The organism is Pseudomonas rossensis (genome assembly GCF_039888995.1).
In the GTDB taxonomy this organism is placed as follows: Bacteria; Pseudomonadota; Gammaproteobacteria; order Pseudomonadales; family Pseudomonadaceae; genus Aquipseudomonas; species Aquipseudomonas rossensis.
Genome location: NZ_JBBWCB010000021.1, coordinates 14,359 through 33,722 on the forward strand (window position 1 = coordinate 14,359; position 19,364 = coordinate 33,722).

20 protein-coding genes are annotated in these 19,364 nt (G+C 58.9%); 10 read left to right on the forward strand and 10 right to left on the reverse strand.

Features of this window, described 5'->3' with window-relative positions; translation table 11 throughout:
- Positions 1–138: 138 nt before the first annotated feature.
- Complete coding sequence (gene rhlB / locus WLY71_RS08425; RefSeq protein WP_347803202.1) at positions 139–1,626, reverse strand: ATP-dependent RNA helicase RhlB; 1,488 nt, start codon at positions 1,624–1,626, stop codon at positions 139–141.
- Positions 1,627–1,723: 97 nt separating this feature from the next.
- On the reverse strand, positions 1,724–2,380 hold the full coding sequence (locus tag WLY71_RS08430; protein WP_347803203.1) for an alpha/beta hydrolase: 657 nt from the start codon (positions 2,378–2,380) through the stop codon (positions 1,724–1,726).
- 467 nt (positions 2,381–2,847) lie between these two features.
- On the opposite strand from WLY71_RS08430, the gene WLY71_RS08435 reads away from it, so the two are divergent.
- From WLY71_RS08435 to WLY71_RS08450, 4 genes are all read left to right on the forward strand, one after another.
- Positions 2,848–3,876 carry an amino acid ABC transporter substrate-binding protein gene (locus tag WLY71_RS08435; RefSeq protein WP_283189070.1) on the forward strand — a complete coding sequence of 343 codons (1,029 nt, stop codon included), beginning with the start codon at positions 2,848–2,850 and terminating at the stop codon, positions 3,874–3,876.
- A gap of 65 nt (positions 3,877–3,941) precedes the next feature.
- Positions 3,942–5,123: an amino acid ABC transporter permease gene (locus WLY71_RS08440; protein ID WP_347803204.1), complete on the forward strand. Its 1,182-nt coding sequence runs from the start codon at positions 3,942–3,944 to the stop codon at positions 5,121–5,123.
- Between the two features lie 10 nt (positions 5,124–5,133).
- Positions 5,134–6,231 (forward strand): amino acid ABC transporter permease, encoded by a 1,098-nt coding sequence (locus WLY71_RS08445; RefSeq protein WP_347803205.1) that lies wholly within the window; start codon positions 5,134–5,136, stop codon positions 6,229–6,231.
- Between the two features lie 11 nt (positions 6,232–6,242).
- The gene (locus WLY71_RS08450) at positions 6,243–7,007 is read left to right on the forward strand and encodes an amino acid ABC transporter ATP-binding protein (RefSeq protein WP_129441418.1); all 765 of its coding nucleotides are present in this window, start codon (positions 6,243–6,245) and stop codon (positions 7,005–7,007) included.
- 64 nt (positions 7,008–7,071) lie between these two features.
- Here WLY71_RS08450 and WLY71_RS08455 read toward each other — a convergent pair whose 3' ends face one another.
- Positions 7,072–7,560: a type II toxin-antitoxin system MqsA family antitoxin gene (locus WLY71_RS08455; RefSeq protein WP_347803206.1), complete on the reverse strand. Its 489-nt coding sequence runs from the start codon at positions 7,558–7,560 to the stop codon at positions 7,072–7,074.
- Complete coding sequence (locus WLY71_RS08460; protein ID WP_140677803.1) at positions 7,557–7,868, reverse strand: type II toxin-antitoxin system MqsR family toxin; 312 nt, start codon at positions 7,866–7,868, stop codon at positions 7,557–7,559. The genes WLY71_RS08455 and WLY71_RS08460 overlap by 4 nt, the downstream gene beginning before the upstream one ends.
- A gap of 167 nt (positions 7,869–8,035) precedes the next feature.
- Between WLY71_RS08460 and WLY71_RS08465 the strand changes: the two genes are divergently transcribed.
- The 5 genes from WLY71_RS08465 (at position 8,036) to WLY71_RS08485 (ending at position 11,970) form a co-directional block, all read left to right on the forward strand.
- On the forward strand, positions 8,036–8,695 hold the full coding sequence (locus tag WLY71_RS08465) for a FadR/GntR family transcriptional regulator (protein WP_347803207.1): 660 nt from the start codon (positions 8,036–8,038) through the stop codon (positions 8,693–8,695).
- Complete coding sequence (locus tag WLY71_RS08470; protein ID WP_347803208.1) at positions 8,685–10,001, forward strand: CynX/NimT family MFS transporter; 1,317 nt, start codon at positions 8,685–8,687, stop codon at positions 9,999–10,001. The genes WLY71_RS08465 and WLY71_RS08470 overlap by 11 nt, the downstream gene beginning before the upstream one ends.
- Positions 10,002–10,124: 123 nt before the next feature.
- On the forward strand, positions 10,125–10,595 hold the full coding sequence (locus WLY71_RS08475; RefSeq protein ID WP_347803209.1) for a nuclear transport factor 2 family protein: 471 nt from the start codon (positions 10,125–10,127) through the stop codon (positions 10,593–10,595).
- 40 nt (positions 10,596–10,635) lie between these two features.
- The gene (locus WLY71_RS08480) at positions 10,636–10,947 is read left to right on the forward strand and encodes a GIY-YIG nuclease family protein (protein WP_282382594.1); all 312 of its coding nucleotides are present in this window, start codon (positions 10,636–10,638) and stop codon (positions 10,945–10,947) included.
- An 87-nt stretch (positions 10,948–11,034) separates the two neighbouring features.
- Complete coding sequence (locus WLY71_RS08485; protein ID WP_347803210.1) at positions 11,035–11,970, forward strand: glutathione S-transferase family protein; 936 nt, start codon at positions 11,035–11,037, stop codon at positions 11,968–11,970.
- A 26-nt stretch (positions 11,971–11,996) separates the two neighbouring features.
- Here WLY71_RS08485 and WLY71_RS08490 read toward each other — a convergent pair whose 3' ends face one another.
- Positions 11,997–12,347 carry a glutaredoxin family protein gene (locus WLY71_RS08490; protein ID WP_347803211.1) on the reverse strand — a complete coding sequence of 117 codons (351 nt, stop codon included), beginning with the start codon at positions 12,345–12,347 and terminating at the stop codon, positions 11,997–11,999.
- On the reverse strand, positions 12,347–13,351 hold the full coding sequence (yejK, locus tag WLY71_RS08495) for a nucleoid-associated protein YejK (RefSeq protein WP_347803212.1): 1,005 nt from the start codon (positions 13,349–13,351) through the stop codon (positions 12,347–12,349). Before yejK ends, WLY71_RS08490 begins: the two co-directional genes overlap by 1 nt.
- Positions 13,352–13,746: 395 nt before the next feature.
- On the opposite strand from yejK, the gene WLY71_RS08500 reads away from it, so the two are divergent.
- Positions 13,747–14,028: an HU family DNA-binding protein gene (locus tag WLY71_RS08500; RefSeq protein WP_007905514.1), complete on the forward strand. Its 282-nt coding sequence runs from the start codon at positions 13,747–13,749 to the stop codon at positions 14,026–14,028.
- A gap of 103 nt (positions 14,029–14,131) precedes the next feature.
- Here the strand turns inward: WLY71_RS08500 and rlmF are convergent, their stop codons facing one another.
- From rlmF to WLY71_RS08520, 4 genes are all read right to left on the reverse strand, one after another.
- The gene (gene rlmF, locus WLY71_RS08505) at positions 14,132–15,154 is read right to left on the reverse strand and encodes a 23S rRNA (adenine(1618)-N(6))-methyltransferase RlmF (protein WP_347803213.1); all 1,023 of its coding nucleotides are present in this window, start codon (positions 15,152–15,154) and stop codon (positions 14,132–14,134) included.
- 268 nt (positions 15,155–15,422) lie between these two features.
- Positions 15,423–18,269, reverse strand: coding sequence for a valine--tRNA ligase (locus WLY71_RS08510; RefSeq protein ID WP_347803214.1), 2,847 nt, complete (start codon positions 18,267–18,269; stop codon positions 15,423–15,425).
- Between the two features lie 216 nt (positions 18,270–18,485).
- On the reverse strand, positions 18,486–18,881 hold the full coding sequence (locus tag WLY71_RS08515; protein ID WP_347803215.1) for a DNA polymerase III subunit chi: 396 nt from the start codon (positions 18,879–18,881) through the stop codon (positions 18,486–18,488).
- An 8-nt stretch (positions 18,882–18,889) separates the two neighbouring features.
- Positions 18,890–19,318 (reverse strand): DNA polymerase III subunit chi, encoded by a 429-nt coding sequence (locus WLY71_RS08520; protein WP_046048214.1) that lies wholly within the window; start codon positions 19,316–19,318, stop codon positions 18,890–18,892.
- Positions 19,319–19,364: the final 46 nt, after the last annotated feature.

Here is a 19,364-nt window from a genome sequence, read left to right on the forward strand (position 1 = left end):
CGGCTCCGGGAGCTGGAAGTAAACTAATTTGTCCATTATGGACTTTTAGTTATCGCGAGCAAGCTCCTGTTGAAAAAAAGCCGGACGAAAAAAAAGCGCAGTCCGTTTCCGGCTGCGCCTCTTTTAGTGCGTCCCGCGTTACGGGCGCTTGCGCTCAACCGCCCGCAGCAGATGCGTCGGTGGCGTTTCGCAGCTGATCTTGCGACCTAGCAGCGCCTCGATAGACGGTAGCTGGTAGGAATCATCTTCACCGGCAAAACTGATGGACACGCCATCGGCGCCGGCACGACCGGTACGGCCGATGCGGTGCACATAATCGTCCGGGACTTCCGGCAGGGTGAAGTTGATCACGTGGCTGATGCCGTCGATGTGAATGCCGCGACCGGCAACATCGGTGGCGACCAATACGCGGATCTTGCCTTCGCGGAAACCTTCCAGGGTCTTGATGCGCTTGTGCTGCGGCACGTCGCCGGACAGCTGCGCGGCGTTGACGCCATCACGCACCAGGCGTTCTTCGATGCTTCGCACTTCGTCCTTGCGGTTGGCGAACACCATCACTCGCTCCCAACCGTTGTCGTTGACCAGGTTGTAGAGCAGTTTGTATTTGTCGGCGCCGGCCACGGCGTAGATGTGTTGCTCGACGTTTTCGCTGGCCACGTTCTGCGACTCGATCTCGACGATCGACGGGTCGGTGGTCCATTGCTTGGCCAGGTTCATCACGTCTTCGGTGAAGGTCGCGGAGAACAGCAGCGTCTGACGCTCGTCCTTCGGCGGAGTCTGGCGAATGATCTGACGCACTTGTGGGATGAAACCCATGTCGAGCATCCGGTCGGCTTCGTCCAGCACCATGACTTCGACCATGTCCAGGTGCACGTCACCGCGCTGGTTGAAGTCCAGCAGACGGCCCGGTGTGGCCACGAGGATGTCGCAGTGACGGGCTTCGAGGTGCTTGAGCTGCTTGTCGAAGTCCATGCCACCGACAAACGTCATGACGTTGAGACCGGTGTACTTGGTCAGGTCCGCCGCATCCTTGGCGATCTGCACCACCAATTCACGGGTTGGCGCGATGATTAGCGCCCGCGGCTCACCCATGTAACGCTCTTTGGGCGGCGGGGTTTGCAGCAGTTGGGTGATGATCGAAATCAGGAATGCAGCGGTTTTGCCGGTGCCGGTCTGGGCGCGACCGATGGCGTCTTTGCCCGCCAGGGTGAAGCCAAGCACCTGTGCCTGAATCGGCGTGCAATACGGGAAGCCCAGGTCCTGGATGGCGTGCATCAGTTCGGGGGCGAGTTTGAAATCGTGAAAACGGGTTTTGCCTTCCTGGGGGTCGACGGCGAAGTCTTCGAGTTTCCAAGGGATAACCGGCGCTTTTGGCTTGGCTTCGCGACGCGGTCTGGCAGGTTTCGCAGCTTCGCTGCGCGGTTCTTCAGAGGCTTGAGCCTCAACGGGTTGGACTGCCGGTGTGGTCATCGGCTCGTGCTTCGGTACCGCTACGGCTGCGGTCCGGCCAGACTGATTACCGTCGGTGCGGTGGCTGGGATGGTGAGACGGAGCGTTGGAGACTGGCGCGAGCTGCTCAGTCTCGCTTTTACCGAACATTTTCTTGAGTGCTTTGAGCACGGTCATCTCATCAATTGGTTAAGGAATATACGCCGGCCAGTGTAATGCAAGAATCGGGCGCGGCGTAGTGGGATGGATCAATGGGCTGTTTTTACATACGTGGTTAACGCAAGCGCTCGGCGAGCCAGACGCCGATATCGCGAATTTCCTCGGGTAACACTTCGTGGCCCATTGGGTATTCCTGCCATGTCACGGTGACACCAAGCTGCTTTAAATACTCGTAGGCGGTCCGGCCCATGGAGTTTTGAACGACGTCATCATACTGGCCGTGTAAAGACAGCACCGGAATGCGCTGCTGGCTGGCTGAAAGCTCCAGTTCATCGCTGAAGGTCGGCGCATAAGTAGAGAGGGCAAGTACGCCACCCAACGGCCCCTGCCATTTCAGAAAAGCGGTGTGCAACACCACGGCACCACCCTGGGAAAAACCTGCGAGGAAAATCCGCGATGCGTCTATTCCGCCGGCGTGCTGCTCTTGGATCAATTCAAAGACCCTTTGCGCGGACGCTTCCAGCTGCTCGCGGTTGATCGCGCGCGCCGGGCTCATGGCCAATATGTCGTACCAGCTCGGCATTTCGTAACCACCGTTGATGGTCACGGCGCAGGTCGGTGCCTGAGGGAGAACGAAGCGGGTGGTCAGCAGGGTTTCCTGCAACGCCTCGGCCACCGGCAAGAAGTCGTAGCGATCGGCGCCCAGGCCGTGCAGCCAGATAACGCAGGCGTCTGCGGGCTTGACGGGTTGAAGAATCAAGGGCTCGGTCATGGTTGCTCCAATATTGTGCAGGCGCTCTCATTGGGTGCGAGATCTGAGTGCGCGCCTGGTTGATCAGTTAAGAAGATGTCGCAAGGCTACAAGTTTTGCTATTGACCTGTCGCTCAATCGCTTCGGCGAGCGGTCTGGTACGGGCTTTGCTATGGGAAAACGGTGCAACCCATCTCGCGCCTTGCGGTAACACTATCAGTGTACTGCTGGCGATGGGATAGCAAAGAATCCGGTGATGGATGTTCGCCAGTGGCCGCTACGGGCTTCGCGAACGTGAAAGGGCTACAGCCCGTTCGGCCGATTGGTGAGAAGTGAGTTGTCCATGATGTGGATTTTCTCCTACTAGACTCATAGCGCAGGTCTTACGTCGGTTGACCCCAAAAAAAGCCAACACGGGTCAACAACGCCTCATAAGGGTGCGACTGGACTCAAGCTCCGACACAACAAGAGCAAAACTGGAGGTTTGAATGAAGATGTTGAAATCCACCCTGGCTATCGTGACTGCAGCCGCAGTACTCGGTGTCAGTGGGTTCGCTCAGGCGGGTGCAACCCTGGATGCAGTGCAGAAGAAAGGTTTCGTACAGTGCGGTGTAAGTGACGGTCTGCCGGGTTTCTCGGTTCCGGACTCCACTGGCAAGATCATCGGTATCGATGCTGACGTCTGCCGCGCTGTGGCCGCTGCCGTTTTCGGCGATGCGACCAAGGTCAAATTCAGCCAGTTGAACGCCAAGGAGCGCTTCACCGCGCTGCAGTCCGGTGAAATCGACGTGCTGTCGCGTAACACCACCTGGACCAGTTCGCGCGATTCGGGCATGGGCCTGGTGTTTGCCGGCGTGACGTACTACGACGGCATCGGCTTCCTGGTGAACAACAAACTGGGTGTGAAGAGCGCTAAAGAGCTCGATGGCGCCACCATCTGCATTCAAGCCGGTACCACGACCGAGCTGAACGTTTCCGACTACTTCCGCGGCAACGGTCTGAAATACACCCCGATCACCTTCGACACCTCCGATGAAAGCGCCAAGTCGCTGGAATCCGGTCGTTGCGACGTGCTGACCTCCGACAAATCCCAGCTCTACGCACAACGCAGCAAGCTGGCGACCCCGACCGACTACGTCGTTCTGCCGGAAACCATCTCCAAGGAGCCTCTGGGCCCGGTCGTGCGTAAAGGCGACGAAGAGTGGTTCAGCATCGTCAAGTGGACCCTGTTCGCGATGCTCAACGCTGAAGAAATGGGCATCACCCAGACAAACGTTGAAGCTGAAGCCAAAGCCACCAAGAACCCGGACGTTGCTCGTCTGCTGGGCGCTGACGGTGAATACGGCAAAGACCTGAAAGTGAAGAAAGACTGGGTCGTTCAGATCGTCAAGCAAGTGGGTAACTACGGTGAAGTGTTCGAGAAAAACCTCGGCAAGGGCACTCCACTGGCCATTGACCGCGGGCTGAACGCTCTGTGGAACAACGGCGGCATTCAATACGCACCACCAGTGCGCTGATGGTTCTATCACCCGGTGGGCCAACCGCCGGGTGATGTTCTGTTCCATTCTTTGCGGGGCACTTCATGCAAAATTCAATCGGCGCACCAAAGCAGAGGCTCAGCCTCAGCGATCCAAAAGTGCGTGCGTGGCTATTTCAGATCATTACCATTGTGGCGGTGGTCTCGATGGGCTGGTATCTGTTCGACAACACGCAGACCAACCTTGAACACCGGGGCATTACCTCCGGCTTCAGCTTTCTGGAGCGCAGTGCCGGTTTCGGCATCGCTCAACACCTGATCGACTACACCGAATCGGACAGCTATGCCCGGGTGTTTGTCATCGGCTTGCTCAACACCCTGCTGGTGACCTTCATCGGCGTGATCCTGGCGACGATCCTCGGGTTCATCGTCGGCGTATCACGGCTGTCGAAGAACTGGATCATTGCCAAACTGGCGACTGTTTATGTGGAAGTCTTCCGCAACATTCCGCCGCTGCTGCAAATCCTGTTCTGGTACTTCGCGGTGTTCCTGACCATGCCAGGGCCACGCAACAGCCATAACTTCGGCGACACCTTCTTCGTCAGCAGCCGCGGCCTGAATATGCCCGCAGCGTTGGCGGCGGACGGTTTCTGGTCGTTTGTGGTCAGCGTCGTCGTGGCCATCGTCGCTATCGTGCTGATGTGCCGCTGGGCCAACAAGCGTTTCGAAGCGACTGGCGTACCGTTCCACAAATTCTGGGTCGGCCTGGCGCTGTTGCTGGTGATCCCGGCGCTGTGTGCGCTGATCTTCGGCGCCCCCGTGCATTGGGAAATGCCGGAGCTCAAGGGCTTCAACTTCGTCGGTGGCTGGGTGCTGATCCCGGAACTGCTGGCGCTGACCCTGGCCCTGACGGTGTACACCGCGGCGTTCATCGCCGAGATCGTGCGTTCGGGCATCAAGTCGGTCAGCCACGGCCAGACAGAAGCGGCGCACTCGTTGGGATTGCGCAACGGTCCGACCCTGCGCAAGGTGATCATCCCGCAAGCCCTGCGCGTGATCATTCCACCGCTGACCAGCCAATACCTGAACCTGGCGAAGAACTCCTCGCTGGCAGCCGGTATCGGTTATCCGGAAATGGTCTCGTTGTTTGCCGGTACGGTGCTGAACCAGACCGGGCAGGCGATCGAGGTGATTGCCATCACCATGAGCGTGTACCTGGCGATCAGTATCAGCATTTCTCTGCTGATGAACTGGTACAACAAGCGCATTGCGCTGATCGAGCGGTAAGGAAAAGCGCATGACGACTCATACTTTCAAACCTGACATGCCACCCCCGAACCGCAGTATCGGTGTCGTGGCGTGGATGCGCGCCAACATGTTCTCCAGCTGGCTCAACACCCTGCTGACCCTGTTCGCGTTCTACCTCATCTACCTGGTGGTTCCGCCGATCCTGAGCTGGGCGATCCTCGATGCCAACTGGGTTGGCACCAGCCAGGCTGACTGCACCAAGGAAGGCGCCTGCTGGGTGTTCATCCAGCAACGCTTTGGCCAGTTCATGTACGGCTACTACCCAGTGGACCTGCGCTGGCGCGTTGACCTGACCGTATGGCTGGCGGTCATCGGCGTGGCACCGTTGTTCATCTCGCGCTTCCCGCGTAAAGCGGTGTACGGGCTGAGCTTTCTGGTGGTGTATCCGATTGTTGCCTGGTGCCTGCTGCACGGCGGCGTGTTCGGCCTGAGCGCCGTGGCGACCAGCCAGTGGGGCGGGTTGATGCTGACTCTGGTGATCGCCACCGTCGGTATTGCCGGTGCATTGCCGCTGGGTATTGTCCTGGCACTGGGCCGTCGTTCGAACATGCCGGCGATTCGCGTGGTCTGCGTGACCTTCATCGAATTCTGGCGCGGCGTGCCGTTGATCACGGTGCTGTTCATGTCCTCGGTGATGCTGCCGTTGTTCCTGCCTGAAGGCATGAACTTCGACAAACTGCTGCGGGCGCTGATCGGCGTGATCCTGTTCCAGTCGGCTTACGTGGCCGAAGTGGTGCGCGGTGGTCTGCAAGCGATTCCCAAAGGTCAGTACGAAGCGGCTGCAGCGATGGGCCTCGGTTACTGGCGCAGCATGGGCCTGGTGATTCTGCCGCAAGCCCTGAAGATGGTGATCCCTGGCATCGTCAACACCTTCATTGCGCTGTTCAAGGACACGAGCCTGGTGATCATCATCGGCCTGTTCGACTTGCTCAACAGTGTCAAACAAGCCGCCGCCGACCCGAAATGGTTGGGCATGGCCACCGAAGGCTATGTGTTCGCGGCCCTGGTGTTCTGGATTTTCTGTTTTGGTATGTCCCGCTATTCCATGCATTTGGAACGTAAGCTGGACACTGGCCACAAGCGTTAGGAGCGTAGTTTATGAGTGAAGCGATCAAACAGCCTGTGAGCCCTGAAGGCATTATTCAGATGCAGGGCGTGAACAAGTGGTACGGCCAGTTCCACGTGTTGAAAGACATCAACCTGAACGTTAAACAGGGCGAGCGTATCGTCCTGTGCGGCCCGTCGGGTTCCGGCAAGTCCACCACCATTCGTTGCCTCAACCGTCTGGAAGAACACCAGCAGGGCCGCATCGTGGTCGATGGTGTGGAGCTGACCAACGACCTCAAGCAGATCGAATCGGTCCGCCGTGAAGTCGGCATGGTGTTCCAGCACTTCAACTTGTTCCCGCACCTGACCATCCTGCAGAACTGCACGCTGGCGCCGATGTGGGTGCGCAAGATGCCCAAGCGCCAGGCCGAAGAAATCGCCATGCATTACCTGGAACGCGTCCGCATTCCGGAACAGGCGCATAAATTCCCGGGGCAACTGTCCGGCGGTCAGCAACAGCGTGTGGCGATTGCCCGTGCCTTGTGCATGAAACCGAAAATCATGTTGTTCGACGAACCGACCTCGGCACTCGACCCGGAGATGGTGAAAGAGGTTCTGGACACCATGATCGGCCTGGCCGAAGACGGCATGACCATGCTCTGCGTGACCCACGAAATGGGCTTCGCCCGCACCGTGGCCAACCGTGTGATCTTCATGGACAAGGGCGAAATCGTCGAACAGGCCGCGCCGAACGACTTCTTCGATAATCCGCAGAATGAGCGTACCAAGCTGTTCTTGAGCCAGATCCTGCATTGATCCTGCGCAGGCGTTGAAATGAACCCGGACTTGATCCGGGTTTATTTTTGTCTGGGGTTTGAGGTCAGGAGGTTAGTGCCGCTTCCAGTTCCGGATGGCGGGCGGCCAATAGTTGTTTAAGGGCGGCACCTTCGTTCAACACCTGAATTTCCGCCAGTAAATAGGGATGACGATCCAACAGCTGCATCAGTGTGAGTAACGGTTTTGGCGCAGGCAGCTCTCCACGCTCATATCGCGAAAAGGCATTGTTCCCACCGCCGGACAGCAACTTCACTGCGTTTTTTTGCGTGAGGTGGAGTTTGCGGCGGATACGCTTTATCTCGGAGCCAATAAGTTGCAGGCAGTCCTCGAGCAATTGATCGCCGGCATCCGAATAGCGGTCGGCGCTGTCGGTGTCATGATCGAATTCGATTTCACCGCAAACCCTGCACTCCCAACCCGCAAGATCGCAAACAAGTCGCGACATCTGTTTGTAATTGACGGAGAGGGTACGTCCTTCGAAGTGTCCCATTCCATCGTGAGTGCCGCAGTTGACGCATTGTTGCGTTCTCATAGGTTTTTCTCCTTGAAGGAGACTACCGGATGTCCACCGCCGGGGCGGTAAGACACTTTGATGTAAATCTCCATTCCATGAAATGTTGCGTGATAAACGTCTTGCCAGACCCGATGGTCGACATAGGAAGTCATGGATTTGAAGAGCATTCGGCGCTCCAGTGCACTGATCGCCTGGATCATTTGCCAGAGGTTCAAACCCATGTCATTGCCCGATTCCAGAGCCCGTCGGGTGAACGCCTTTTTGCCTAACCTGACAACCTCTGACTTGACCACCGCCAAGTCGTAATGGGGTGTGCTCTTTTCCATAAGAAACCAAAAACCCTGTCACTAAAATTACCCTTAAAGGGTAATTTTGACCAATCGAAAATCCCGCTCCATTTCCCTCTCCCTGACCGTAGGCGGTTGCCGTCCTACGCATAGCTGACTAACATGTCAGAAAATTCATCCTATGATTGGATGAAAGGGCGAATCCTATGTCAGACATTTCTCCGATAGTTAAACGGTCCCTGGTCGACCAGGCACTGGACCAGTTACGCCTGCGCATCACCGAAGGCGTCTGGACGGTCGGCCAGCGTTTACCCACCGAACCTGAGCTGTCCGCCGAGCTGGGCATCAGCCGCAATACCGTGCGTGAAGCCATGCGCGTATTGGCGTTTTCCGGGTTGATCGAAATCCGTCAGGGCGACGGCAGCTATCTGCGGGCGGTGGTCGATCCGCTCGACACCATGAAAGCGTTGTCTCGCTGCTCCCATGAACAGGCCCGGGAAACCCGGCATATTCTGGAAGTCGAAGCCATCGGTCTCGCCGCGTTGCGCCGTACCGATGAAGACCTGGTGGCATTGCGCGAGGCGTTGGGCGTCAGCGGCAGTCACTATCACGGCGATCTCGACACGTATATCGCCTGCGATCTGGTGTTCCACCGGCGTTTGGTGGACGCCGCGCATAACCCGACGCTCAGCGAGCTGTACCGCTATTTCTCCAGCGTCGTCGGTGCGCAATTGCGCGAAACCCTGAACATTTCCCCCCGACGCCAAGAGGTGTTCGACCTCCATATCGAACTGCTTGATGCCGTCGAGCAACGCGACCCGGAACGGGCCAAAGCCCTGTCGAGGCAGTTGATCAATGAACCTTGAAACCGAGAACCCCATGTCCAGCCAGCAGGTCAACAAAAGCAGCATCCCCCAAGCCAAGCGCACGGCGGAGCTCGAAGAGCTGCTGATCGACGCCGAGGCGGATGACGAACAGGTCCAGCAAAGTCACCCGATCCTGCGGCGGCCGTGGCTGCTGTTGCTGGGCCTGATTCTGGTGGCGCTGAACCTGCGCCCGGCGCTGTCGAGCATGGCGCCGATGCTCAGCGAGATCTCGAAGACCCTCGGTTTGTCGTCAGCTCAGGCCGGTTTGCTGACGACGTTGCCGGTGCTGTGCCTCGGCTTGTTTGCACCGCTGGCGCCCGTGCTGGCACGACGTTTCGGCGCCGAACGGGTGGTATTGGGGATTCTTTTGATGTTGGCCGGCGGGATCATCCTGCGCAGTTCGTTCGGCACAATCGGCCTGTTTGCCGGCAGCGTGCTGGCCGGTGCGAGCATCGGTGTGATCGGCGTTTTGTTGCCGGGCATCGTCAAGCGCGACTTCGCTAAACACGCCGGGACCATGACCGGCGTCTACACCATGGCGCTGTGTCTGGGCGCGGCGATGGCGGCGGGCGCGACCGTGCCGTTGAGCGAGCATTTCGACAAGAGCTGGGCGCTGGGCCTCGGCTTCTGGGTGGTGCCGGCATTGGTCGCGGCGATTTTCTGGTTGCCGCAAGTCGGTCAGAAACACGGCGCGCACAACGTCGCCTACCGGGTTCGCGGTCTGTTGGGTGATCCGCTGGCCTGGCAAGTGACGCTCTACATGGGCCTGCAATCTTCTTTGGCCTACATCGTGTTCGGCTGGTTGCCATCGATCCTGATTGGCCGCGGCCTGACCCCGACCCAGGCCGGCCTGGTGCTCTCGGGTTCTGTCATTGTCCAGTTGGCCAGTTCACTGGCCGCGCCGTGGCTGGCGACCCGCGGCAAGGATCAGCGTCTGGCGATCGTCATCGTCATGCTGCTGACCCTTGGCGGTTTATTCGGTTGCCTCTACGCACCGATCGAAGGCTTGTGGGGCTGGGCGATCCTGCTCGGTCTGGGGCAGGGCGGTGCGTTCAGTCTGGCGCTGACGCTGATCGTGCTGCGCTCGCGGGACTCGCATGTCGCGGCGAACCTGTCGAGCATGGCTCAGGGCTTCGGTTACACCCTGGCGTCCATGGGGCCGTTCGCGGTCGGTATCGTGCATGACTGGACCGGCGGCTGGAACGCCCTCGGCTGGATCTTCGCCATCATTGGCCTCGGGGCGATCATTGCCGGTCTCGGCGCCGGACGTTCGCTGTACGTCCAGGTCGAAAGCGAAAAGGTCTGACACCCGCACACTGTCGGTATTCGGCCCACGAATGCCGATAGTGTTCCGCGCGTTTGTTGACTATCGTGAGGCAGTCTTTTGAAGCCACTTTGCACATCTATTTGCACATCAGGGAACCTGCCCATGAGTGATGCCCACAGCGCATTGATCACCCAGTTCTACCAAGCCTTCCAGCGGCTGGATGCCGAGGCCATGAGTGCCTGCTATACCGACGACGTGGTGTTCAGTGATCCAGCATTCGGCGAGCTGCGTGGCCGCGATGCCGGCGACATGTGGCGCATGCTCACCACCCGGGCCAAGGACTTTTCCCTGACGTTCGATAACGTGCGCAGCGATGAGCGCACGGGTGGCGCCCATTGGGTGGCAACGTACCTGTTCAGCCAGACCGGCAACACGGTGGTCAACGATATTCAGGCCCGCTTCGTTTTTCGCGATGGCAAGATCTGCGAGCATCACGACAGCTTCGACATGTGGACTTGGTCTCGACAGGCGCTGGGCACTAAAGGTCTGCTGCTGGGCTGGACGCCGTTGGTGAGAAACGCTGTTCGTGCTCAGGCCTTGAAGGGGCTGAAGGCATTCCAGGCCAGTCGCTGATAAGATCGCGGCTTGTTTCCTTTCAAGCCTTGATCGTCACGTGAACACCCTCTGCGAAATCTCCGTCGATGCCGATACGCCGGTAAGCAAACCCTGGTTCGTCTACCTCGTTCGCGCGGCCAATGGTTCGCTCTACTGCGGGATCAGCGATGATCCCGTGCGCCGATTCGCTACTCACCAGAGCGGCAAAGGCGCGCGATTCTTCCTATCCAGCCCAGCCGTGGCCTTGGTTTACACCGAAGTCTGCCGCGACAAAAGCGAAGCGCTGCGTCAGGAACGGCTGATCAAAAAACTCAAGAAAAGCGCCAAGGAATGTCTGGTGACGACCTTTTCTGCGGGCTTATCAATCTGAATGATCAGTACCCATCAGGCAGATCTGTAGGCTGCTAGCGGATTGCGCGCTAAGCTGCGGATTCCTTTCCCAGCGGCGGAGCCGAGCATGTCCGAGTTGATTCTTCATCACTACCCGACGTCCCCTTTCGCCGAAAAGGCCCGCCTGTTGCTGGGTTTCAAGGGGTTGTCCTGGCGCTCGGTGAAGGTTTCGCCCGTGATGCCAAAACCTGATCTGACGGCGTTGACCGGCGGCTACCGCAAGACACCGGTGTTGCAGATTGGCGCAGATATCTATTGCGACACGTCGCTGATCGCCCGCCGTCTTGAACAGGAAAAAGCCTTGCCGGCGTTCTTCCCGGAAGGTCAGGAAATGATCGCCGCGACCTTCGCCGCGTGGGCGGATTCGGTGGTGTTCCAGCACGCGGTCAGCCTGGTGTTTCAGCCGGAATCGGTGGCCGTGCGCTTTGGCGCATTACCGCCAGAAGCGATCAAGGCATTCATGGCCGATCGCGCCGAGCTGTTCAGTGGAGGCAGCGCTACACGTTTGTCCGCAGAGCAGGCCAAGCATCAATGGCCGACGATCATGGGACGTCTGGAGCAGCAGCTTCAGCGCGAGTCGGGCGACTTCCTGTTCGGAGAGCCATCGATTGCCGACTTTGCCCTGGCCCATTGCCTGTGGTTCCTCAAAGCCACACCGGTAACTTCACCGTTGGTTGATGCCTATCCCGCGGTCAGCGCATGGTTCGGGCGCGTGATGGGCTTCGGTCATGGTGCGTTCAGCGAGATGACGGCAGAGGAGGCGCTGGAGGTGTCGCGCAATGCCACACCTGCCGCGTTGCCGAATGAGCAGTTCGATGAGCCGAACGGGTTTGAGGCGGGCCAACTGGTGGTGATTGCGGCCACTGACTACGGCGTTGATTCGGTGGCCGGTGAGCTGTTGTTTGCGGGGCGTGAGGAATTGATCTTGCGCCGTGAAGACGAGCGTGGCGGGTTGGTGCATGTGCATTTTCCGCGGTTCGGGTTCCGCATCGAGGCACGCTGACACAAGTATTAATTACCCCGATCGAATTATTTTAGGGCCGCGAGAATCGCATCCGGGTCATACCCGCGAATCAACGTCCCGTTCACATCGATGATCGGAATCCCGCCACCACCCAGCGCCTCATAGGCCTTGCGCGCCTCGGCATCCTTCTCGATATCGAACTCCTTGTACGCAATTCCCTTCTGATCGAGAAAACGCCGGGTCAGTTTGCAGTAGCCACACCATTCAGTGGCGTAGAGCACGACGTTGGCCTTGGCCTGAGTCTGCTCGGACACCACCTGCGCCGGATGGAACACCCGCTCGATCTTGCCCCAGTTCTGGTAGACCACGACCACCAGCAGGATCAGCAGGCATTTCTTCAGTACGCCGCCGAGCATCAGTTACGTCGCTTGAGCTGATCGGTGAGTTGGGTCGGCAGACCTTTGATGATCAGCGTGCCGGCTTCTTCGTCGTATTCGATCTTCGAGCCCAGCAGGTGCGCTTCGAAGCTGATGGACAGGCCTTCGGCGCGACCGGTGAAGCGGCGGAACTGATTGAGGGTACGTTTATCTGCCGGAATCTCCGGCGACAGGCCGTAGTCCTTGTTGCGGATGTGGTCGTAGAAGGCTTTCGGGCGCTCTTCGTCGATCAGCTCCGAGAGTTCTTCCAGGCCCATGGGCTCACCGAGTTTGGCCTGGCTGCTGGCGTAATCCACCAGGGTTTTGGTCTTCTCGCGGGCGGACTCTTCCGGCAGGTCTTCGCTTTCGACGAAGTCACTGAAGGCTTTGAGCAGGGTGCGGGTTTCGCCCGGGCCGTCGACGCCTTCCTGGCAGCCAATGAAGTCGCGGAAATACTCCGAAACCTTTTTGCCGTTCTTGCCTTTGATGAACGAAATGTACTGCCTGGACTGCTTGTTGTTCTGCCACTCGGAAACGTTGATCCGCGCCGCGAGGTGCAGTTGGCCCAGGTCCAGGTGCCGGGACGGGGTCACGTCCAGCTGATCGGTCACTGCAACGCCTTCACTGTGGTGTAGCAGGGCTATCGCCAGGTAGTCGGTCATGCCTTGCTGATAATGCGCAAACAGCACGTGGCCGCCCACTGAGAGGTTCGACTCTTCCATCAGCTTTTGCAGATGTTCCACCGCCACCCGGCTGAACGCTGTGAAATCCTTGCCGCCATCGAGGTATTCCTTCAGCCAGCCGCTGAACGGATGCGCCCCGGACTCGGCATGGAAGAAACCCCAGGCCTTGCCTTGTTTGGCGTTGTAGCTCTCATTGAGGTCGGCAAGCATGTACTCGATGGCGCTCGACTCGGCCAGTTCGGAATCGCGAGCGTGGAGAACTGCGGGCGTGCCGTCGGGTTTTTTGTCGATCAGGTGGACGATGCAATGGCGGATCGGCATGGGCTTCTCGGCTGATTGAAGAGAGGAGGGCGTGCTCCCCGAAAAAGCGCTCAGTGTACCGCAACCACTGGTTTTGGCGCGGCACGAAGGGCAATTCGCAGGTGTCCGATGGCGCTTATGCTGTTTTTTACAGTTTTAGAGCAATAAAGCTGACCAAATGGGTAGCTAGAGGCGGATATTTCCCCGTCTCTGTGCTAGTTTTGCCCGGTCTTACGCGAAGTCACTGCGTTAAGCGTGCATTCAGCATTTGTCAGGTCGAACCAAACCCTGATTTCGGTATCTATAACCCCGACTCGTCGCGGTTATGGCCGGGGGTGCCAGATCCAGAAGATCGGGCTCGATGGCTGACACTGCACTCTGCAATCCATATGAATTTGATAGGGAAGGAACACTACATGGCTCTTACTAAAGACCAACTGATCGCCGACATCGCTGAAGCTATCGACGCGCCAAAAACCACCGCGCGTAACGCTCTGGACCAACTGGGCCAAATCGTTGCCGATCAGCTGGAAAACGGCGGCGAAATCACTCTGCCAGGTATCGGCAAACTGAAAGTGACTGAGCGTCCTGCCCGTACCGGCCGCAACCCTTCGACTGGCGCTGCCATCGAAATCGCTGCCAAGAAAGTTATCAAGCTGGTTGTGGCCAAAGGCCTGACCGACGCTGTTAACAAGTAAGACGCAGTAAAAAAAAGCCGTGCTCCGGAGTGATCCGGGCGCGGCTTTTTTGTGTCTGCGATTCAGCGACTGACCCAGGGCCAATCGCTGTCTCAGTGACTAATCAGCTCTTGCGAGCCCAGCGTTCGCGCCAGACCTGCTGCTCGGATTTGGTCTGGAAGGTCCAGGCGACGAAACGGCTTTGCTTCTGCCCCTGAGACATTTCCACAACCTGGCTTTCCAGTACGCCGGCCTTTTTCAGCGCCGTCTGGATCGCCGGCAGGTTGGAGGCTTTCGAGACCAGGGTGCTGAACCAGAGCACTTTGTGTTGGAAATGCGCGCTTTCGGCGATCAGTTGCGTCACAAACCGTGCTTCACCACCTTCACACCACAGTTCGGCCGATTGACCGCCAAAGTTCAGCACCGGCAGTTTGCGTTTTGGATCAGCACGGCCCAGCGCGCGCCATTTACGCTCGCTGCCCTTGGTCGCTTCGTCCATCGAGGCGTGGAACGGCGGGTTGCACATGGTCAGGTCAAAGCGTTCGCCGGGTTCGAGCAGGCCCAGCAGAATGTGCTTGGGATTGCTTTGTTGGCGCAACTGGATGGCTTTGTTCAGCCCATTGGACTGCACGATGGCTTTGGCGGCGGCCACGGCCGTCGGGTCGATTTCCGAGCCGAGGAAGTGCCAGCGGTAGTCGCTGTAGCCAATCAACGGATAGACGCAGTTGGCGCCCATGCCGATATCGAGCACCTTGACTGGCGCGCCGCGAGGGATCTCGCCGTCGTTGACGCTGGCCAGCAGGTCAGCCAGGAAGTGCACGTAATCGGCACGGCCCGGAACCGGTGGGCAGAGGTAGTCGGCCGGGATGTCCCAATGGGCGACGCCGTAGAACGACTTGAGCAACGCACGGTTGAACACCCGCACAGCGTCCGGGCTGGCGAAGTCGATGCTTTCTTTGCCGTACGGGTTGATGATCACGAACTTCGCCAGTTCCGGCGTGGTTTTGATCAGCGCCGGGAAGTCGTAACGACCCTGATGGCGGTTACGCGGATGCAGGCTGGCCTTTTCGCGGGGCTCCACGGCTTTGGCCGGGGGCGTGGAATCAGGCTTTTTGCGCGCAGGTCTTGGTGTGCGGGGGGCGTTCATGGGCGTGGTCGATTCGGGTATGGCTAAAAGTGGCGGGTATTGTCCCACATCCAGCCGTTGTGAACGCAATTGTGACAAACACCGCCATCCCCCCCTGTGGGAGCGAGCTTGCTCGCGATAGCGGACTGTCAGCCAACGTCGATGTTGAATATTATGACCTCATCGCGAGCAAGCTCGCTCCCACAGGGGGGTGGGGTGTTTGGGAGAAAGCGTCGGGCATAAAAAAGGGAGGCCGTTTCGGGCCTCCCGTTTTCATCGCGATTTACCCTTACAGGCTGGCAATCCGCGCATGCTGCTCGGCCAACTTGCCCAAAGCCTGCTCTGCTTCAGCCAGTTTGGCGCGTTCCTTGTCGATGACTTCGGCCGGGGCCTTGTCGACGAAACCGGCGTTAGACAGCTTGCCGCCAACCCGCTGAACTTCGCCCTGCAGACGCAGGATCTCCTTGTCCAGACGCGCCAGCTCAGCATCTTTGTCGATCAGGCCAGCCATCGGCACCAGCACTTCCATCTCGCCAACCAGAGCGGTGGCGGACAGCGGTGCTTCTTCGCCAGCAGCCAATACGGTGATCGATTCGAGGCGAGCCAGCTTCTTCAGCAGGGCTTCGTTCTCGGTGAGACGACGCTGATCTTCGGCGCTGACGTTTTTGAGGAACAGGTTCAACGGCTTGCCTGGACCGATGTTCATTTCGCCACGGATGTTACGCGTGCCGAGCATCAGGCCTTTGAGCCATTCGATGTCGTTCTCGGCGGCCGGATCGATGCGCTCTTCATTGGCCACTGGCCACGGTTGCAGCATGATCGTCTTGCCTTCGATACCGGCCAGCGGCGCGATGCGCTGCCAGATTTCTTCGGTGATGAACGGCATGAATGGATGCGCCAGACGCAGCGCGACTTCCAATACCCGAACCAGTGTGCGGCGGGTGCCGCGCTGACGTTCGACCGGCGCGTTTTCGTCCCATAGCACAGGCTTGGAGAGTTCCAGGTACCAGTCGCAATACTGGTTCCAGATGAACTCGTACAGGGCTTGTGCGGCCAGGTCGAAGCGGAACTGATCGAGTTGACGGGTCACTTCGGCTTCGGTGCGTTGCAGCTGCGAAATGATCCAGCGATCCGCCAGCGACAGCTCGTAAGCTTCGCCGTTCTGACCGCAGTCTTCACCCTTGTCCAGCACGTAGCGCGCGGCGTTCCAGATCTTGTTGCAGAAGTTGCGATAGCCCTCGACGCGGCCCATGTCGAACTTGATGTCGCGACCGGTGGACGCCAGCGAGCAGAAAGTGAAGCGCAGGGCGTCGGTGCCGTAGCTGGCGATGCCGTCGGCGAACTCGTCGCGGGTCTGCTTCTCGATCTTCTTCGCCAATTTCGGCTGCATCATGCCGGAGGTGCGTTTCTGCACCAGGTCTTCGAGCTCGATGCCGTCGATGATGTCCAGCGGGTCCAGGACGTTGCCCTTGGACTTGGACATCTTCTGGCCTTGGCCATCACGCACCAGACCGTGAACGTAAACGGTCTTGAACGGAACCTGCGGTGTGCCGTCTTCGTTCTTCACCAAGTGCATGGTGAGCATGATCATCCGGGCAACCCAGAAGAAAATGATGTCGAAACCGGTCACCAACACGTCGGTGGAGTGGAATTTCTTCAGGAATTCGGTCTGCTCAGGCCAGCCGAGCGTGGAGAATGTCCACAGACCGGAACTGAACCAGGTGTCGAGAACGTCATTGTCCTGTTGCAGCGCCACGTCCGGGCCGAGGTTGTGCTTGGCACGTACTTCGGCTTCGTCGCGACCGACATAGACCTTGCCCGACTCGTCGTACCAGGCCGGAATCCGGTGGCCCCACCACAGCTGACGGCTGATGCACCAGTCCTGGATGTCGCGCATCCACGAGAAGTACATGTTTTCGTATTGTTTCGGCACGAAGGCGATGCGGCCGTCTTCAACAGCAGCGATGGCTGGCTCAGCCAAAGGCTTGGTCGACACGTACCACTGGTCGGTCAGCCACGGCTCGATGATGGTGCCGGAGCGGTCGCCTTTCGGCACTTTCAGCGCGTGGTCGTTGATGCTGACCAAGAGGCCGGCAGCATCGAAGGCAGCAACGATCTGCTTGCGCGCTTCGAAGCGATCCAGACCGGCGTATTCGGCCGGGATCTTGCCGTCGATGCTTTCGTTCAGCGTGCCGTCGAGGTTGAACACCTGACAGGCCGGCAATACAGCGGCGTTCTTGTCGAAGATGTTCAGCAGCGGCAGGTTGTGGCGCTTGCCGACTTCGTAGTCGTTGAAATCGTGGGCCGGGGTGATTTTCACGCAGCCGGTGCCGAATTCAGGATCGCAGTAATCGTCGGCGATGATCGGAATGCGGCGGCCGACCAGCGGCAGCTCGACAAATTTGCCGATCAGGGCTTGGTAGCGTTCATCGTTCGGGTTAACCGCAACGGCGGAGTCGCCGAGCATGGTTTCCGGGCGAGTGGTCGCGACGATCAGGTAATCGTTGCCTTCAGCGGTCTTGGCGCCATCGGCCAGTGGGTATTTCAGGTTCCACAGGAAACCTTTCTCGTCGTGGTTTTCCACTTCGAGGTCGGAAATCGCCGTGTGCAACTTGGTGTCCCAGTTGACCAGGCGCTTGCCGCGGTAGATCAGGCCGTCTTCGTGCAGGCGCACAAAGGCTTCTTTAACGGCTTCCGAGAGGCCGTCGTCCATGGTGAAGCGCTCGCGGCCCCAGTCCACGGACGAGCCGAGACGGCGGATCTGACGGCTGATGTTGCCGCCGGACTGATCCTTCCATTCCCAGACTTTCTCGAGGAATTTTTCGCGGCCCAGGTCGTGACGACTCTGGCCCTGAGCTTCGAGTTGACGCTCCACCAGCATTTGCGTGGCGATACCGGCGTGGTCGGTACCCGGCTGCCACAGGGTGTTGCGACCCTGCATGCGGCGAAAACGGATCAGGGCGTCCATGATCGCGTTGTTGAAGCCGTGACCCATGTGCAGGCTGCCGGTGACGTTCGGCGGCGGGATCATGATGGTGTAGGACTCGCCCGCGCCTTGCGGGGCGAAGTAATTCTCTGACTCCCAGGTGTTGTACCAGGAAGTTTCAATGGCGTGCGGCTGGTAGGTCTTATCCATGCGCGGCGGGACCCTATTGGCATTTATTCAGGAAAAGCCGGCAAGTATAGCGGGGCATGGGGCGTAGGGCGAGCAGGTGCAGACAGGGCGCAGAACTAATGTGGGAGCGAGCTTGCTCGCGATGAGGGCATAACATTCAACATCTCTGCTGGCTGTTACATCGCTATCGTCGGAACGCCGCCCGGAGCAAGCTCGCTCCCACAGGGGATTGGTGTTTTATTCGTACTGACTCAACAACCGTTCCATCCGCGCGCTGAGGCGGCGTTTGATTTCGGTTTCGATGTGCGGGGCGAAGTCGTCGATCACGTCTTGCATGATCAATTGCGCGGCGGCGCGCAGTTCGCCATCCAGGTGCAGCAGGTCGTCGGGGCTCTTGCTGGCGGCGGGCGCCGGTTGGGCGGCAGGGGCTGCAGGGGCGGGTGGTGCCGGCTCGAGGGTTGGCGGGTTGGCGCCGACCGTATCGAACAGCATCGGAATCTGTTCCTGATCACCTTCCTCGACCGTATCGGTCAGCAAGGGAGGTTGCAGGTTGTCATCGCCGAGCAGTTGGCGGATCGACTCAAGGTCATCCAGCAGGTGCGCGGACTTTTGCTGCGGTTTTGGAGTGTCCATCGGAATGCTCAGAGTCGCTGTAAACGGTGATCTTGCAGAGGATAGCCCTGTTCGCGGTAGAAACGGAAACTCTCCCGCGCAGCCGTACGAATCGTCGGATCTTCCACCACCACTTCCGCCACGCGGGCGAACTTGTTGGCGAATGCCGGGACTTTCAGGGCGAGATTGACCAACAGGTCCTGATGCGGACCGCAGTCATCGCCAAGGCCCAACACAATCAAACCGTCCGGCTCATTTTCAGCTGGGCCGTGGGGCACGAAGCTTTCGCCCTTGAAGGCCCACAAACGCGCATCGAGATCGTCACGCTGGGCAGCATCGCTGCAATGCAGATAGATACGGTGGCCCATGCGCCAGGCTTTTTCGGTGAGCTTGCAGGCAAAATCCAGCCGTGCCGAAGGATCGGCGCTGGGCAGAATATAGAAGTCGACTTTGGTCATTGCGGTTCCTGAGCCTTGAACGGCGTCACCGGAAAGTGACGCCGCC

Excerpts from the sequence above, each read along its gene's own strand:
- rhlB (WP_347803202.1), bottom strand. The coding sequence starts at position 1,626 with ATGACCGTGCTCAAAGCACTCAAGAAAATGTTCGGTAAAAGCGAGACT.
- WLY71_RS08430 (WP_347803203.1), bottom strand. The coding sequence starts at position 2,380 with ATGACCGAGCCCTTGATTCTTCAACCCGTCAAGCCCGCAGACGCCTGC.
- WLY71_RS08435 (WP_283189070.1), top strand. The coding sequence starts at position 2,848 with ATGAAGATGTTGAAATCCACCCTGGCTATCGTGACTGCAGCCGCAGTA.
- WLY71_RS08440 (WP_347803204.1), top strand. The coding sequence starts at position 3,942 with ATGCAAAATTCAATCGGCGCACCAAAGCAGAGGCTCAGCCTCAGCGAT.
- WLY71_RS08445 (WP_347803205.1), top strand. The coding sequence starts at position 5,134 with ATGACGACTCATACTTTCAAACCTGACATGCCACCCCCGAACCGCAGT.
- WLY71_RS08450 (WP_129441418.1), top strand. The coding sequence starts at position 6,243 with ATGAGTGAAGCGATCAAACAGCCTGTGAGCCCTGAAGGCATTATTCAG.
- WLY71_RS08455 (WP_347803206.1), bottom strand. The coding sequence starts at position 7,560 with ATGAGAACGCAACAATGCGTCAACTGCGGCACTCACGATGGAATGGGA.
- WLY71_RS08460 (WP_140677803.1), bottom strand. The coding sequence starts at position 7,868 with ATGGAAAAGAGCACACCCCATTACGACTTGGCGGTGGTCAAGTCAGAG.
- WLY71_RS08465 (WP_347803207.1), top strand. The coding sequence starts at position 8,036 with ATGTCAGACATTTCTCCGATAGTTAAACGGTCCCTGGTCGACCAGGCA.
- WLY71_RS08470 (WP_347803208.1), top strand. The coding sequence starts at position 8,685 with ATGAACCTTGAAACCGAGAACCCCATGTCCAGCCAGCAGGTCAACAAA.
- WLY71_RS08475 (WP_347803209.1), top strand. The coding sequence starts at position 10,125 with ATGAGTGATGCCCACAGCGCATTGATCACCCAGTTCTACCAAGCCTTC.
- WLY71_RS08485 (WP_347803210.1), top strand. The coding sequence starts at position 11,035 with ATGTCCGAGTTGATTCTTCATCACTACCCGACGTCCCCTTTCGCCGAA.
- WLY71_RS08490 (WP_347803211.1), bottom strand. The coding sequence starts at position 12,347 with ATGCTCGGCGGCGTACTGAAGAAATGCCTGCTGATCCTGCTGGTGGTC.
- yejK (WP_347803212.1), bottom strand. The coding sequence starts at position 13,351 with ATGCCGATCCGCCATTGCATCGTCCACCTGATCGACAAAAAACCCGAC.
- WLY71_RS08500 (WP_007905514.1), top strand. The coding sequence starts at position 13,747 with ATGGCTCTTACTAAAGACCAACTGATCGCCGACATCGCTGAAGCTATC.
- rlmF (WP_347803213.1), bottom strand. The coding sequence starts at position 15,154 with ATGAACGCCCCCCGCACACCAAGACCTGCGCGCAAAAAGCCTGATTCC.
- WLY71_RS08510 (WP_347803214.1), bottom strand. The coding sequence starts at position 18,269 with ATGGATAAGACCTACCAGCCGCACGCCATTGAAACTTCCTGGTACAAC.
- WLY71_RS08515 (WP_347803215.1), bottom strand. The coding sequence starts at position 18,881 with ATGGACACTCCAAAACCGCAGCAAAAGTCCGCGCACCTGCTGGATGAC.
- WLY71_RS08520 (WP_046048214.1), bottom strand. The coding sequence starts at position 19,318 with ATGACCAAAGTCGACTTCTATATTCTGCCCAGCGCCGATCCTTCGGCA.